The organism is Planomonospora parontospora (assembly GCA_014647935.1).
GTDB classification, from domain to species: domain Bacteria; phylum Actinomycetota; class Actinomycetes; order Streptosporangiales; family Streptosporangiaceae; genus Planomonospora; species Planomonospora parontospora.
Map to the genome: position 1 here is coordinate 30111 of BMQD01000032.1, position 14997 is coordinate 45107.

Here is a 14997-nt window from a genome sequence, read left to right on the forward strand (position 1 = left end):
CCGCGGGGGTTCCCCTCTCTCGTCATCCGGTGGATGCGGCGGGCGGCCCCGGTCTCGCCCGCCGCGAAGGACCTGTCCGGTCAGACCCGCTGCCAGAGCGCCGGGACGTTCGGCGGCTCCCAGCCGGGCAGCGAGGTGTGCGCCTGCAGGCAGCGGTAGCTCACGCCGTCGTAGGTGACCGTGTCGCCGGCGGCGTAGCTCTTCCACGTCTCCCACGAGGTCCCACCCGGCCCGCCGCCGTTCACGGTCAGGCTGAGGGTGGCGGAGCGGTCGGCGGAGGCGCCGTCCGCCCGCAGGGAGACGGTGTAGGTGTTGGGCGGAGTGCTCGCCGAGGTGGTGACGGTCACCGTGGAGGACTGGCCCGCGGTGATGGTCGGCGGGCTGAAGACCGCGGTCGCGCCGGAGGGCAGGCCGGTGGCGCTCAACGTGATGCTCTGCGCGTCACCGGAGGTGACCGTGGTGCTCAGTACGGCGGTGGCGGACCCTCCCGCGTCGGTCGAGACCGAGGACGGGCTCACCGAGACCAGGTAGTCGTCCGCCGGCGTCCCGGTCCCGCCGACGGCCAGCTTCCAGATGCCGTACGCCGCGGCGTCGGCGGCCCGGTCCAGGATCGTGTCGTTGATGTTGGCGACGGTGTCGCAGGAGGCGTGGTAGCAGGAGTCGTACGCGCGGCCCGCCGTACCGCCCCACTTGGCGGCCTGAGCCGAGGTCTTGACGGCGCTGGCCCCGGCCGCCACGCCGGAGGTGGGGATGCCCGCGTTGCGGAAGGGCGCGTCGTCGGACCGGTTGGCGCCCTCGGTGTTCTCCTCGGGCCGGAGGTTCAGCCTGTCGTAGAACTCCTTGAGCGGGGCGGCCGCCGGGGTGGTGATGTTGTTGATGAAGTAGCCGCCGTTGGGCGAGCCCACCATGTCGTAGTTGTGGTAGGCCTTGATCTTGCTCCGCTCGGTGGCGCCGATCGCGTTGACGTAGAACTCCGAGCCGTTGAGGCCCTGCTCCTCGTCGGTCCACCAGGCGAATCGCACGTGCTTGGCCATGGACGGGTTCTTCTCCGCCAGGGTGAGGGCGACCTCCAGCAGGGCCGACGAGCCCGAGGCGTTGTCGTTGACGCCCGGTCCGGCCGCGACGCCGTCCAGGTGGGCTCCGGCCATGACGACCTGGTTCGGGTCGCCGCCGGGCCAGTCGGCGATCAGGTTCGGTCCCGCGCCGCCGGTGCAGCCGGAGGTGCAGGTCTGACGCGTCACGGTGTAGCCGGCGGCCCGGAGCCTGCCCTCGACGTAGGACACCGAGGCGGTGTAGCCCGGTCCCGTCGCCCGTCGGTTGCCGCCGTTGGACGCGGCGATGCTCTGGAACTGCTGCAGGTGGGCCTTGACGTCGGCGAGGCTGATGTCCGGCGCGTCGGTGCCCGGCTGGCCGCTGCCGACTCCCAGGGTGAAGCCGACCCGCTTGTCGGCGCTGGCGCCGTCGAGGGTGACGGTGAGCGGGTAGGACCCGGTGGGGGTGTCCGCCGAGGTCGTGAGGGTCAGCCGCGAGGTCTGCCCGGCGGAGATGACGGCCGGGCTGAAGGCGGCGGTCACGCCCGAGGGCAGGGAGTCGGTGCGCAGCGTGATGGATTGGGCGTTCCCGCTGGTCACCGTGGTGCTGATGGTGGCGGTGGCGGACTGGCCCGGTTGGACGTCCGCAGTGGCCGGATCGATCGAGGCCGAGTAGTCGTCGTTGCCGCCCTGCGGGGTGCAGGTCGGCTCGCCGGAGACCGCGGGGACGTTGACGGCGTTCCACGAGGCCTTGGTCGCCTCGAACCAGGCGCAGGTGGGGTCGAGCGCCTTGGCCGCGGAAAGGGTCTGGGAGCGCGACTGGGCGTGGGTCCGGTTGCCGGTGGTCTTCATGTTCAGCGCGGCGAGGTAGATCCGGCCGGCGTTCTGGATGCCGATGCCGCCGAACGTCCGCGGGTTCGCGCCGGAGCACACCGGGGTGGCGGGTTTGCCGCCGGTCGGGTCGGTTCCCTCGGCGAGCAGGTAGAACCAGTGGTTCTGCGGCCCGGCTGCGGCGTGCACCTCGGTGCCGGGGATGGAAGAGCTGTAGCAGTCCGGGTCGCCGTTGGTGCTCGGCCGGTACATGTACCGGATCGGGCCCCGCCCGACCAGGTTGACCTCCTCACCGACCTGGTAGTCGGGCGGGTCGTTGGGGTTGTTCGCGTAGTGCTCCAGCAGGGCGCCGAAGATGTCACCGGTGGACTCGTTCAGGCCGCCGCTCTCGTTGCTGCTGCCCGCGCCGCCGCTGCCGGCGAACTGGTAGATCGCGTGGCCGTACTCGTGGCCGACCACGTCCATCGGCGTCGCCTGCTGGGTGCCGGCCTGGTTCTTGCCGAAGTTGGTGTATGAGCCGTTCCAGTAGGCGTTGACCTGGTTCAGGCCGACGCGGGCGGGGAAGCCGCCGCCCTCACCGGTGAAGCCGTTGTAGCCGAACCAGTCCCGGAGCATGTCCCATTCCTTCTGCGCCGCCCAGAGGGCGTCCACGCAGGCGGTCTCCAGGTTGGTCCCCTGGCCGTTGCCCCAGGTGTCACCGGACTTGGTGTAGGGGGAGCCGTTCTGGCCGCCGCAGGCCAGGTTGTTGCGGGTGGTGTCGCGCATCGTGTACGACGATCCGGAGCCGGAGGTGCTGAGGTCCAGGCCGCCGCCGTTGTAGAAGCCATGGCCGGTTCCCGCCCGGACGGCGTCCCACGAGCTCAGGATCCTGGCGTTGAGGGCGTCGACGTAGACGTGCTGGACGCTCGGGGCGTCCTTGGCCCGGCCGGTGACGACCACCTCCCACGCCATGCGCGGGGTGTCGGACAGCGCGTGCACGACCAGCGCCGGGGTGCTCACGCTCTCCACCTCGGTGAGCAGGGAGCGGGCCTTGAGCGCCGCCCGGTCGGCGGTCACGGTGGTCCTGGTGTCCAGCTTCAGTTCGGCGGTCTGCGCCGTGTCGACGCCGGCCACGGTGAACCCGGTGCGGTCGGTGGCGACGACCACGTCGCCGCCGTAGACGGGCACGCCCTGGTAGGCGCGCGAATAGGTGAGGAACTGCATGCCGGAGACCGAGACCGCCTTCTTCAGTGAGAAGACGTCGTCCTGGCCTCTGGCGAGGTCTCGGCGTTCGGCGGCGAGGGCGCTCTCGGCGTTGGCGATGGCACGCCGGCGCGCCTCGGGGTCCGGGGGTGCGAAGGAGGGCGGGACGGTGGCGCCGGCGGCGTTCGGCGCGTTCGCAGCCGAGGCCGAGGCGGGGACCACCGAGGTCGTGGTCAGGGCGACGGCCGCCAGCGCGGCGGTGACGCCCAGCATGAACCGGGGATTCACTGGGGGGTGACTCCTCTCGATACCCCTTGTGGGGGTGGGGGGTAAGGAGCCCTGCAGGGAGCCCGGTGCGCCGGTCCCGTTCGTGGCGGGCGGCGCCTCCGGGCGTGTCCTCGCTTCGGGCTGGACCAAAGCTGACATCGCAGGCGTGGAGCCGAGTACCCTACGAAATTCCATAACGGCGCGGTATGGCGAGGTGCGGCGGCCGGGACTCACCCGAGGGAGGGGAGCGGGCCGTGCAGCGCCAGCCAGGCGGCGTAGACCGGAGTCCTCCGCGCCTTGGCCCAGTAGTCCGCCCTGACCCCCGCGGCCAGATCGGACGCGTACGGCGCGACCGGCCCGTGTTCCGGCCAGCCGAGCAGGTGCCGGAAGCGCAGCGGGGTGCCGGCCAGCGGACGGATGGTGATGCCCGGATGACCCGTGCTGAGCGCCTGGAACATGCCCACGCACCTGCCGGAGGAGATCAGGCCGACGGCGAGGCTGAGATCGGCGGCATAGGCGATGCGCGGGGTGAAACCCGCCTCGGCGCAGGCCGTCCAGAAGTGCTCGCGGTGCCCGGCCTCCGCCAGGGCGTGCAGGCCCCAGTCCTCTCCGGCGAGATCCCGCAGTTCGATCTCGTCCGATCGGGCGAGGGGGTGCGAGGACGCCAGTCCGACGAAGATCGGCTCGGTGGCCACACTCACGTAGGTCACGCCCGTCGGCGGGAGGATCTCGTGCCCGGGATAGTCGCCGAGGGTGGCCAGCTCCAGCCGCCCGGACTCCAGCAGGCCGGGCAGCAGGTCCATGGCCTCTTCGGTCCGTGCCGTGATCTCGGCGTCGGGGATCAGCTCGCCCAGGCGGGTGATGGCGCTGATGCCCAGGTGGCTGACCATGCAGCCGACCCTGATGGCGGGTCGCGGGCAGCTCTGCCCGATGTAGCGCATGCCGTCCCGGCGCAGCTCGTCGAAGGCGGGCAGCAGCGACCGCGCCCTCACCAGCACCCATGCGCCGAACGAGGTGGGACGGGTCCCGCCGCGGTCCCGGTCGAACAGCCGCCCGCCGAACATGCGCTCGATACGCCGCAACTGGGCGGTGAGGGCGGGCTGGGACATGCCGAGTGCGACCGCGGCCCGTGAGATGCTGCCGTGTTCGGCGACCGCGCAGATCACTCGGAGATGGCGAACCTCTAACTCCATACGACGAAGCTAATAGTAAAGTTTCTTTCCGATGAAGGCCCAAAAAGGCGGCCCGTCCGGCCCGGCGGGTCGGGTGTGGCAGGACTTGGCGTTGAACTGCGACGAGTACCGTTCGCGCAGGTGGTCATGGTCCTTGCCCTGCACCTCGTCGCCGCTGAGCACGAGGACGTCCTCCGCGTAGCGCTCCGAGGCCCGGCATTCCCGAGGCTACGGTGAACCGCAAAAACGGGACGATCTCAGCCGTATCGCTCGACGAGCGCCTTGCCGATCGAGGCCAGGTGGTCTCGTACACCCGGAGGGCCGGTCACCTCGAGCCATTCGACCAGCCCGGCGAGCTCGCCCGCGAGGGCGTACTCGTTGTAGCCGCGGATCACGACCTCGATGCGGCCGTCGATCGTGGAACCTCCCACCTCGAGCCGGTCCCCGAGCCCCATCCGGAGCTTGCCGATCCCTTCGGGAGTGCACACGGCCTGGACTTCGAGGGGTGTCCGCCTGCGGTCGACCTCGTCGGCGATCTCGCGCCAGCTCTCAGCGAGGTCGAACCCCTCGGGCCGGTGCACGGGGTCGCCGGTCGGGTCGGCGGACGACACGCGGTCGATCCGGAAGGTCCGCCGGCCGGCCTCGGTACCGGAGACGAGGTACCACGACGGGCCTTTGGCGACGATGCCTAGCGGGTGGACGGTTCTCTCGGTTTCGGTGCCTTCGCGGTCGACGTAGCCGAGCCGCACCTGGACGCCGCGGATCACCGCGTCCTGGAGTTCGTCGAGGAAGCGGGGCGGCCGGTGCTCGATCCGGCTCGACCCCCATCGCTGCGGGTCCATGACCAGTGACGACGCCGCCGCCTCGGCCTGCACCCGGAAGGGCTCCGGCAGGGCGTGGACGAGCTTGCGCAGAGCCGCCTTCACGGCCGGCGTCGCAGCCGAGGCCGGGCCGGCGACCAGGAACAGGGCGCGGGCCTCACTCGCGGTCAGCCCGGACAGGTCGGTGCGGGCGCCGCCCACGAGGCGCCAGCCGCCGTTTCGGCCCTGCATGGAGTACACGGGCACCCCGGCCATGGCCAGGGCGTCGAGGTCGCGGCGGGCGGTGCGCTCGGAGACCTCCAGCTCTCGGGCGACCTCTGCCGCCGTCACCTGCTCGCGCCGCTGCAGCAACAGGAGGACGGCCACCAGCCGGTCGGTTCGCACGCCGGCCACACTTCCACATGAAACCGGTCATGAGGTGACCGGTTTCGTTCGGCAGGATGGCGACATCACCTCACCGGCGAGTCCCGCCGTCCGCGACCGTACCGACCCTCGGCCTCTCCGGGGTGCGCCGACGCGGTCTTGGGGAACCCTCGCCGCCTGATCATCCCGAAAAAGATAGAGAGGAAATTCAATGTTCAATCCAGCCGATTTTCCCGAGCCCACCCTAGTTCCGGTCAACGGTGTGGAACTCGAAGTCTTCGAAGCGGGTCGGCGAAATGCGGGAAAGCCCATCGTGCTCTGTCACGGCTGGCCGGAGCATGCCTTTTCCTGGCGCCACCAGATGTCCGCCTTCGCCGCGGCCGGCTACCACGTCATCGTCCCGAACCAGCGGGGCTACGGCAATTCGTCCCGTCCCGGCGAGGTCACCGACTACGACATCGGACATCTGTCGGGCGACCTCATCGCACTTCTCGATCACTACGGGTACGAAGACGCCACCTTCGTAGGCCATGACTGGGGGGCGTTCGTGGTGTGGGGACTGGCCCTCCTGCATCCGAGCAGGGTGGACAAGGTGGTCGCGCTCAGCGTGCCCTATTTCGAGCGCGGAGAGCGGCCATGGGTCGAATCCATGGAGGCCGTGCTCGGCGGCGACTTCTACTTCGTCCACTTCAACCGGCGGCCGGGCGTCGCGGACGCGGTTCTCGAAGAACACACGTCCCGGTTTCTCCGCAACATCTTCCGGAAGAACGAGCCCGCGAGCGAGCCTCAGCCGGGAATGGCGATGATCAACCTCGCCAGAGCGGGAACACCGCTCGGTGAGCCTCTCATGAGCGACAGCGAGCTGGCCGTCTTCGTCTCCGCCTTCGAATCGACAGGATTCACGGCGAGCATCAACTGGTACCGGAACCTCGACCGCAACTGGCACCTGCTGGCGGACGCGGACCCGATCATCCGGCAGCCCGCGCTCATGATCTATGGCGACAGGGATCTGGTCGCACGGGGTGAGAACCTGGCGGAGTTCGTGCCCGACGTGGAGGTGGTCAGCCTTGATTCCGGTCACTGGATCCAGCAGGAGAAGCCGGAAGAAACGAACCAGGCGATTTTGAAGTGGCTGGAACGGCAGGACGCCGCCCCGGCCCTGTAGCAAAGTCAGCTGTGGCGTCCCCGCCGTTCCGGAGCTCGTGTGCGCAGGAGACGGGCCGCCGGGGGGGGCGGGGCGGTGGCGGGGCGCCCGCCCGGATCGCGTCCTGGCCGGCAAGGCCCACACCTGCACGGCCGACCGCGCCTGCCTGCGGTGACGCGCCGGCGTGGCTGAGGGAACTCTCAGGACCCCTCAGCGAAATCAAAGGTCCGGCGGAGCAGACTTCCAAGGTCTTCCCCAGCCCCCGGAGGTCCGCATGAGGAGCCGTTCCGATGACCATGCGGTCGCGTCATCGATGACCTGGTGGCGGCGGTGGGCCTCATGGGCGGGTCACGCCGCCGGCGGCGCGGCCGCCGCGTACGGCTGTGTGCTGCTGGTGGCCGCGCTCAAGGGGTACCGCTCCTTCCTCGGCGTCACCGACCTCGGTCTGCCCGACGTCACGTGGCCGGGCGCGGCCGTGCTGCTCGTCGGATCCGCGGTCGCGGCCGCCACCGTACGCCCCTGGGGCGCACGACTGCCGCCTGGTGCCGTGTCGGCCGGCGCGTGGGGCGTGGCGGCGCTGGCCCTGGTGGGGAGCTGCTGGGTGCTGCTCAACCTGGTCCAGCTGGTCCTGACCGGTACGGTCACCGACCGGCACGGCGACAGCGACTGGGTGACCTTCGCCGAGCGGCTGTGCCTGGCCGTCGTGGGAGCCCTGTTCACGGCCGCCGCGCTGGCGCACGCCCGCCGCAGCGCCGGCCTCTGCCCCCGGTGCGGCCGGGCGCATCCGCCGCAGGCGTCGGGCCGGAGGCATCCCGCGCCGCACGCGGCGCCCCCGGTGGTACGGCGGATCGCCTACGCCGGCTGCTGCGCGTTCCTTCCCTACCTCACCCTGCACGCCCTCGGCGCGGCCGGCGTCCCCGGCATCGAGCCCGGCGGATTCCGGCCGACCTGGCCCATGGTGCTGGCGGGGGTCTGCGGCGTCGGGCTGGCGGTGTTCCTGCTGCTGGGGCTCGTCCGGCCGTGGGGCATGGTCTTCCCCCGCTGGACGTTGTGGCTGGCGGGCCGGCGGGTGCCCCGGTTCCTGCCGCTGGCACCGGTCTGGGTGCTCGCGCCGACCCTGGCCCTGTACGGCACCGGCAGCGGGATCCTCGCCGGGGCCGGCCTCCTGGGCGACGGCCTGCTCGGCATCGGCGGGGCTGCGTCGCTGGCGTTCGGCGGCTACGGCTGGGCGCTGGCCGTCGCCGCCGTCTCCTACCAGAACCGGACCCGGCCCCTATGCGTTGCGACGAAAGCAGCCGCTCCCTGAACGAACCGGAGCGGCTGATGCCGCCGAAGAAGACAAGACTGCTCTTTTCCGGCGTTCCTCCCTAGATTTCCCGGCACGACCGACGAGGAGGAGGACGCCATGGCGGAGCTGTGGACGTTGGGCGCGTGGGATCTGGCCGAGCTGATCCGCGCCGGAGAGGTCTCGTGCCGGGAGGTGATCGAGGCGCATCTACAGCGGATCGACGCGACGAACCCCCAGGTGAATGCGATCACGGTCACACTGGAGGAGGACTCGCTCGCGGCGGCGGACGCGGCCGACAGAGCCCGCGCACGCGGGGACGCGGTCGGTCCCCTGTGCGGCGTACCGATGACGGTGAAGGAGAACATCGACGTCAGGGGGTCGGCGACGACGCTGGGGATCGCCGCCCTGCGGGAGGCGGCGGCGACCGCCGACGCGCCCCCCGTCGCCGAATTGCGCGCGGCGGGGGCGATCCCGATCGGTCGCACGAACATGCCCGAGTTCGGTATGCGCTGGCACACCGACAACGCGTTGCACGGCGCGACGGTGAACCCCTGGTCCGCCGCACACACGCCGGGCGGATCGAGCGGCGGGGAGGCGGCCGCGGTGGCGACGGGGATGTCCCCGCTCGGTATCGGCAACGACGGTGCGGGTTCGCTGCGATGGCCCGCCCAGTGCTGCGGCGTCAGCGCGCTGAAGCCCTCGCTGGGCAGGGTGGCGCAGGCCGGGCACGGGGCGGGGCCGACTCCCTTCGCGTTCCAGCTGCTCGCCGTACACGGTCCGGTCGCCCGGCGGGTGCGGGATCTGCGGCTGGCGTTCGAGCACATGTGCGGGCGCTCCGGCGGGGACCCGTGGCACGCGCCGGTGCCCGTGTACGGTCCGTCCCTGCCTGCGCCGGTGCGGGTCCGTGTGGTGACCGATCTCGACGGGACCGAGCTGGACCCGCAGGTGGCCGGCGCGCTGCAGCGCGCGGCCGCGGCCCTGGCGGACGCGGGCCATCCGGTCGAGGAAGGCCGGGCTCCGGCCCTCACCCGGGCGAGCGAGATCTTCACGCAGATCATGTCGGACCACGGCCGGACCCACCGGGAGCGACCTCCTGCGGACGCGATCGCCTCTCCTGGGTTCGTGCGCTTCTGGCAGGCGTACGAGCCGATCTGGACGCGGGCCGCAGGAGAGCGGGCGTTCGACCCGATGATGGAGCGGGCGTCCATCGCGCGGCTGTGGAGCGCGCAGCTGAGCCGTACCCCGTTGATGCTCGCACCGATCCGCACGCGTCCGGCCTTCCGCGTCGGGTCCGATCTCGACCCCCGGTGGCTGGACGATTGGCCGGACACGATGCGTACGGTCGTGGCGGTCAACCTTCTCGGGCTGCCCGCGGTCGCCGTACCGGTCGCCTCGGCCGATGCGCCGCTGCCGCAGGCCGTACAGATCATCGGCCCGAGGTTTCGCGAGGATCTGTGCCTGGAGGCCGCCGCGGTGGTGGAGGCCGCGGCCGGGACGCCGACGCCGATCGACCCCCGCTGACCGTCGGCTCCGCGCAGAGGGCCGCGCCGCATCGGGTGACACGCCTACCCGGCGCCCTGGCCCACCGGACCGAGCGACGCGAACCGGCTGCCGCCGCCCGGCGCCGAACTTTCTTCACAGCCGCCGCGTCGAAATCGAGCATGAACGAGATGCGAAAGCTCGCCGTCCTGTCCGCGCTGCCCGTCGCCGCAGCGCTGATAGCGCTCCCCGCCCAGGCCGCGGAGCGTCCCGCCTGTCCCGTCCCGACCGGAGCAGCGGCGAAGCGGTCGTCCGGTGCTGAGATCGACATGCCGCCCAGAGGCGCCGCCACCGTCGAGGGGATCCGTGTCGGCCACATCCCGAAGGGCTTCGCCTACGGCCAGGTCGTCGTCAACGAGCACGATGGGATCACCGAGTACGGCTACCAGTGGGGGGACGACCGCTCCGAGGTGGACCCCGAACACCGGTCGCTGTGGGTGAGAGTGGTGTGCTGGCCGAAGGCGAGCGGGCCGGCGCAGCTGAAGAACGCGCCGTTCGACCTCGGGACGTTCTCCGGTGACACGGAGACCGTGCGGATCGGCGCTCGCCAGGTGCTCACCCGGGAGGGGGACGGCGCGCTGGGCCACGGCCGGTACGCGGGCTGGGTCGAGCGTAAGGGCGTCGTCGTCACCGTGATGGCCAGTCGGCCTCTCGTGCCGGAGCTAACGCAGATCATCAAGAGCATCCGGCTCTGAACCGTCGCTAGACGGCTGACTTGTCGAGGATGGCCGCCACTTCCGCTGCCCTGAACACGAACCCCGCATGTGTGGTGTCCAGGGTGTGGACCTCGTAGGGGTTGCCCGGAGTCAGCGCATCCGCTTCGGCGATCAGTCTGTCCTGCATGGCCACCGGAATGGACCGGTCACCGGTGAGGCGGATGTACGTGCGGGCGATCGTGCCCCAGGTGTCGGCGTGACCACGGGCGTCGGCCGTCATCACCGCGATCGACTCGTCGGGCTGCAGGATGTTGAGGAACGCCCTGAACCGTTCGTCGGTGACGTCGGCCATGGTCGCCGCCTTGAGGCCGGCCAGCAGCGCCGGATCGGCGGTGCGGTAGTTGGCCCGGCCGACGCCGAGCCGAGCCGGGTCTCCGATGTTGAACGCGGCCAGGGACGGCATCAGGCTGTCTGCGAACTCGGGCTCCTGCATGTACTCGATCGGGTTCGCCCGCTGCACGCACGCCCACGCGGAGATGTACACCAGCCGATCCACCAGGCCGGGGATCGTGTTGGCGACTCCGGTGACGGTCGTCCCTCCGAGGCTGGCGCCCACCAGCACCACCGGTCCGTGCTCGGCCACGCGGCGGACGACGCCGACGACCGCGTCGACGTTGTCCTGGAGGGTGGTCCCGGCCAGCGTCGACGGTTCGGCAGCCCACGCGTCGAGATCCTGCGGCGCCTGGTAGGCGACGGGGTACTGCGCGTCGAGGCCGTGCCCCGGCAGGTCGACGGCGAGGCTGCGGTGGCCGAGCAGGGCGAGTTCGCGTTGGACGGAGGACCACATGAACGAGTTGGAGCCGGAACCGTGGACCAGTACGAACGTGGGAGCGGCGCCGGACGACATGTAGACCATGATCGGGGACCGTATCAGGTGGTGGATCTTGGGCGCGAGGGGGAATCGAGGGCCGCGGCCGGGGGAGTGAGCCTGCGGACGGGGACCGATCCGGGAGCCGGACGGGGCCGGCTCAAGCCGTCCGCCGATGAGCAGGGCTCAGGCGGTGGTCCTGCGGTAGCGCACCCAGACGTCGCCGGTCTGCACATGGCCGGTGAGCCGTACGCTGACGCCGTCGGGCGCGAGCGGCACCGGCGGGCGGTTGTGGACGGCGCCCATCCGGCGCCGGACGACCTCCTCGTCGTGGACCCACCAGCCGCGGGGCACCACGACGACGATGTCGCCGAACCAGGAGGTGATCTCGACGTCGAGCAGCACCTCCCGGTGCGGGCAGTCGGCCAGGGTGAAATCGATCCGTACCCTGCCCCACCTGCCGGCCTCGGCGCTCATGTGCCGGGGCACCGTCCAGCGGCCCGCCTGCACGATCCTGCCGCTGCCCGTGTGGAGCCGCAGTACGTCGCCCTCGGTCGGCGCGCGGGACGGAGGGCCGGCCGACGTGGGAGAAGGGGCGGCGGCCGGGTACGGCGCGCCGTACCCCGGCAGGTCCGACACGATCTCGTCCAGCTCGCCCAGAGTGCGGGCGGCGTAGGCGCGGTCGATCCGCCCGGTCAGCTCCTCCAGGCTGATGCGCCCCTCGCCGGCGGCGACGCGGAGGATCTCCGCCACCTTGTCACGATCCTGATCACTCGCCCGGAACTTCCGGTGATCGGTCATGATGCCCACCCTAGTGCTGCGTTCCTCAAATCATGTAGACGAACCGGCGGCGCAGGCGCCGGGGAGCCGGTGGCGGACGCCCCCACATCCACGGCTTAGCCCGCTGGTTGAGCTGGGCGGTCGCGATGCGGGTGGCGTGGTCGATGTCGCCCGGACCGGCGAAGGACACCCCGGCCAGGGCATGCCGGCGGAAGATCCGCCACCACGCTTCCTGCAGGTTCAACCAGCATGCGCCGACCGGGATGAACGCGTGCCGGATCCGCGGGTGATCGGCCAGCCACGTACGGGTGGCGAGGCTGGTGTGGCTGGACAGATTGTCGGCGATCACGACGATGTCACCGGTGCCCGGGTTGACGTCCTCGATCTTCTGCAGGAACTCCTGATAGGACGCGCTGTTGCGAGAGGGCGACGTCATCGTCACCGCGGTGCCGTCGGCCACGCGCAGCGCACCGTAGACCCAGGTCTTGGCCGATCCGCGCCGGCACTCCAGGGGGACCTTGATCCGGCGTCCGTCTCCTGACCAGGCCGGTGCCGGCGGGAACGTGCGGGGCACGACCGGGCCCAACTCGTCGGCGCAGACCACGACCGCGCCTTCCGGCGGATCGGTGTACAGGCCGACGATCATCGTTCTTTTACGGCTAACCCGGGATCTTTGCTGGTGCTCCAGGATCGGGTGCGCCGCCATCTCACCCCCTCGGCCAGCAGGATCCGCCGGACCTGGGAGCGGCCGACGGCGATGCCCTGCCCGCGGGCTGCGGCGGTGAGCGCGTCCAGGGTCCACACCGCCGGACCGGTCTCGTCGGTGGCTTCCAGCTCACCCCAGGTGCGCCAGCGCAACCTGCCGGGCGGGGTGCTCTTGGCCAGCGCGATGATCTGTGAGCGTTCGGCCTGGGTGAGGCGCGGTTTGCGACCGGAGCCGGGCCGGTCGCCGAGACCGTCCAGACCCTCGGCGTTGAAGCGGCGCAGCCGGCGGCGCACCGTTTCGGGATGGCAGCCGACCTGGGCGGCGATGGCCGGGCCGCGCATCCCGTTCCAGCTCAGCATCACGATCCTGGCGCGCTGGATCCAGTCGGCCGGAGCGTGACGGGCTCCGGCGAGCTTGCGGATCTGGCGTTCTTCCTGGGCATCGCGCGGCGCCCGGGCGCGCAGCAGTTTCGGCATGACAGGACCCTCCCGCCAGGAAGGATTCCCCTGGGCAAGGCAACCGAGCGGTGACAATCTCCATACCCGTTGAGGAACGCAGCACAGGGCGGGAAATCGTGCGGCAGCAGCCGGCCCGCAGCCGGTAGGAGATCGCGTCCACGATCTCCCGACGCGCGTGCAGGACCGGGCGGCCTCCGCTTTTCGGGGCGGGGACCAACGGTTCCAGCAGCGCCCATTCGGCGTCGGTGAGATCGGTCGGGTAGGGGCATCGGGGATCGGGCATGGGGCCTCCCACGCCCAGCAACGCACACCCGCAGGCAGCTGAACAGCGACGCGAACGCCAGCTTTTCAGACACCCTCTAAACGTGTTGGTGCAGCAACCGAAGTCGGCGAATTTCACATTCGCCGGAAGTGTTGCCATTCTGAGACTTAATCATGTATGGTGATTTGATTAGCGTTCGAGTATATATTCGAGTCTCGCGATGGGAGATGTTCCGTGCGGAGGATGTGGAGGAGAAGAAAGGTTCTGCGTCGACCTCTGGATCGCCTGCTCACTGATCACGCGATACAAGTTCTAAATCTGGCCCGAGAGGAAGCTGGGGAATATCAGCACAACCGCGTTTCTCCTGAACATCTTCTACTGGGATTGGTGCGCTTCGATTCATGTCTTGCCGCTGACGTGCTTCGCGATCTGGGGATCAGCTTGCAGGCCGTACAAGCCGAAATAAGGCAATACCTTGAAAGCGGCACGCATGAATCTCCAGAGGAGATTCAGTTCACCTCCCAGGCTGAGCAGGCTATGGAACTGTCGCGCAATGAGGCCGTCCGGCTCGGAAACATCCATATCGGCACCGAGCATCTTCTACTCGGTCTTATCGGAGAAGGGGAGAGTGCTGCGGCTCGTATCCTGGTGGCACGAGGATCGGATCTCTCCAGGGCCCGCCAAGGGGTTATCAGTGTATTGGCAAGAGAAGTAGAGGGTCGGCAGGCATGACGCGAGCGAGAACAGCTGGTCGAGGACGCGAGATATCGCTATTTCGATAGGCAGGAGGATAAGAGTCCTCGATGGAAACGGCCATCGAGGACTCTATATCAGACCGCGTTCTTTTCGCGACGTTATTTGAATTTACCTAGCTCTAATAGAACCCGGGGGGTCATGATCGGATCTGGCGAGGACGTCGACGATATCAGTTACTCTGTGCCTTTTGGAACGCCGCCTCAGCAAGCAGCGTTGATGCTCGGTGAGTCGTCGCCCGCTACGCCTGTGCATTTAAGCATGCACATGCCGATGCAATCGTAGCTATACAGCCAGCCGCATCCGTCCCAGACGTTCCTGCAGTCGCGATAATAGAAACATTTCCAGCTACCCCCGCACCAATCGCTCTCAATTGAGCATTCACAGTCCACCGAGGCGGCGAGGGCGCTATTGGTAGGGGCGGTCCGTGCTGATTCCGCTGGGCCGAGGTTGGCCACCAGGTTGCGTGCCTCGTCCTTGCCGAACGCATCAATTACCTCGAACTTGAGGCGTTCATCCCCTCTGTCTTCATCGGGAGAACGCCTGTGGAGGTTCGATGGGATCCTGACGTACGCTTCGAGATCGGCCAAGATTCTCTGCTGTCTGGGCGACAGGTCGGGATGCGCTCGACGGTATTGCGCGAAGTGATCTATCCACAAGCGAGACCTGACAGATGGGTCGAGCTTCGCATAGATCGCCCTGCGATAAGGGGCAGTGTGCTGAGAAAACGTCACATAGTCCTGTGGAAGCCGGTTTAGATTGGCCATCACCCAGGCGCGGGCTTTCTGTCAATCCCCCGAAAACGTGGAGACGGTCCTATGCCACAGCGGCCCTCACCAGGGCCGTTGACGCTTGCCTCTTCTCGATCATCTGACG

General features: G+C 69.6%; 14 protein-coding genes and 1 pseudogene. 5 read left to right on the forward strand and 10 right to left on the reverse strand.

Annotation, left to right across the window (positions count from 1 at the left end; genetic code table 11):
* Positions 1-80 precede the first annotated feature (80 nt).
* The 4 genes from IEZ07_RS31345 to IEZ07_RS31360 form a co-directional block, all read right to left on the reverse strand.
* Complete coding sequence (locus IEZ07_RS31345; RefSeq protein ID WP_204054732.1) at positions 81-3332, reverse strand: M20/M25/M40 family metallo-hydrolase; 3252 nt, start codon at positions 3330-3332, stop codon at positions 81-83.
* A 209-nt stretch (positions 3333-3541) separates the two neighbouring features.
* On the reverse strand, positions 3542-4504 hold the full coding sequence (locus IEZ07_RS31350; RefSeq protein WP_191898112.1) for a LysR family transcriptional regulator: 963 nt from the start codon (positions 4502-4504) through the stop codon (positions 3542-3544).
* Positions 4505-4513: 9 nt separating this feature from the next.
* Positions 4514-4666, reverse strand: a complete 153-nt coding sequence (locus tag IEZ07_RS31355; RefSeq protein WP_191898113.1) for a hypothetical protein — start codon at positions 4664-4666, stop codon at positions 4514-4516.
* Positions 4667-4740: 74 nt separating this feature from the next.
* Positions 4741-5697, reverse strand: coding sequence for a helix-turn-helix transcriptional regulator (locus IEZ07_RS31360; protein ID WP_239321106.1), 957 nt, complete (start codon positions 5695-5697; stop codon positions 4741-4743).
* Between the two features lie 181 nt (positions 5698-5878).
* Between IEZ07_RS31360 and IEZ07_RS31365 the strand changes: the two genes are divergently transcribed.
* From IEZ07_RS31365 to IEZ07_RS31380, 4 genes are all read left to right on the forward strand, one after another.
* Complete coding sequence (locus IEZ07_RS31365; protein WP_191898114.1) at positions 5879-6832, forward strand: alpha/beta fold hydrolase; 954 nt, start codon at positions 5879-5881, stop codon at positions 6830-6832.
* 253 nt (positions 6833-7085) lie between these two features.
* The gene (locus IEZ07_RS31370) at positions 7086-8117 is read left to right on the forward strand and encodes a hypothetical protein (RefSeq protein ID WP_191898115.1); all 1032 of its coding nucleotides are present in this window, start codon (positions 7086-7088) and stop codon (positions 8115-8117) included.
* A gap of 99 nt (positions 8118-8216) precedes the next feature.
* Positions 8217-9620 (forward strand): amidase, encoded by a 1404-nt coding sequence (locus IEZ07_RS31375; RefSeq protein ID WP_191898116.1) that lies wholly within the window; start codon positions 8217-8219, stop codon positions 9618-9620.
* A gap of 140 nt (positions 9621-9760) precedes the next feature.
* A complete protein-coding gene (locus tag IEZ07_RS31380; protein WP_191898117.1) occupies positions 9761-10333 on the forward strand; it encodes a hypothetical protein in 573 nt (190 codons plus the stop codon).
* A 7-nt stretch (positions 10334-10340) separates the two neighbouring features.
* Here the strand turns inward: IEZ07_RS31380 and IEZ07_RS31385 are convergent, their stop codons facing one another.
* From IEZ07_RS31385 to IEZ07_RS36080, 5 genes and pseudogenes are all read right to left on the reverse strand, one after another.
* On the reverse strand, positions 10341-11210 hold the full coding sequence (locus IEZ07_RS31385; RefSeq protein WP_191898118.1) for an alpha/beta fold hydrolase: 870 nt from the start codon (positions 11208-11210) through the stop codon (positions 10341-10343).
* Positions 11211-11348: 138 nt separating this feature from the next.
* On the reverse strand, positions 11349-11963 hold the full coding sequence (locus tag IEZ07_RS31390) for a DUF1707 SHOCT-like domain-containing protein (RefSeq protein ID WP_191898119.1): 615 nt from the start codon (positions 11961-11963) through the stop codon (positions 11349-11351).
* 25 nt (positions 11964-11988) lie between these two features.
* Entirely contained in the window at positions 11989-12588 is a 600-nt protein-coding gene (locus IEZ07_RS31395; RefSeq protein ID WP_239321109.1) for an IS630 family transposase, read from the reverse strand.
* On the reverse strand, positions 12585-13124 hold the full coding sequence (locus IEZ07_RS31400) for a helix-turn-helix domain-containing protein (protein WP_191898120.1): 540 nt from the start codon (positions 13122-13124) through the stop codon (positions 12585-12587). Before IEZ07_RS31400 ends, IEZ07_RS31395 begins: the two co-directional genes overlap by 4 nt.
* A 106-nt stretch (positions 13125-13230) precedes the next feature.
* A pseudogene (locus IEZ07_RS36080) lies at positions 13231-13389 on the reverse strand (transposase); the annotation flags it as partial.
* 222 nt (positions 13390-13611) lie between these two features.
* Here IEZ07_RS36080 and IEZ07_RS31410 point away from each other — a divergent pair.
* Positions 13612-14100 carry a Clp protease N-terminal domain-containing protein gene (locus tag IEZ07_RS31410; protein WP_191898121.1) on the forward strand — a complete coding sequence of 163 codons (489 nt, stop codon included), beginning with the start codon at positions 13612-13614 and terminating at the stop codon, positions 14098-14100.
* A gap of 224 nt (positions 14101-14324) precedes the next feature.
* Here the strand turns inward: IEZ07_RS31410 and IEZ07_RS36400 are convergent, their stop codons facing one another.
* Positions 14325-14888 (reverse strand): bacteriocin fulvocin C-related protein, encoded by a 564-nt coding sequence (locus tag IEZ07_RS36400; RefSeq protein WP_373868896.1) that lies wholly within the window; start codon positions 14886-14888, stop codon positions 14325-14327.
* Between the last annotated feature and the right edge of the window lie 109 nt (positions 14889-14997).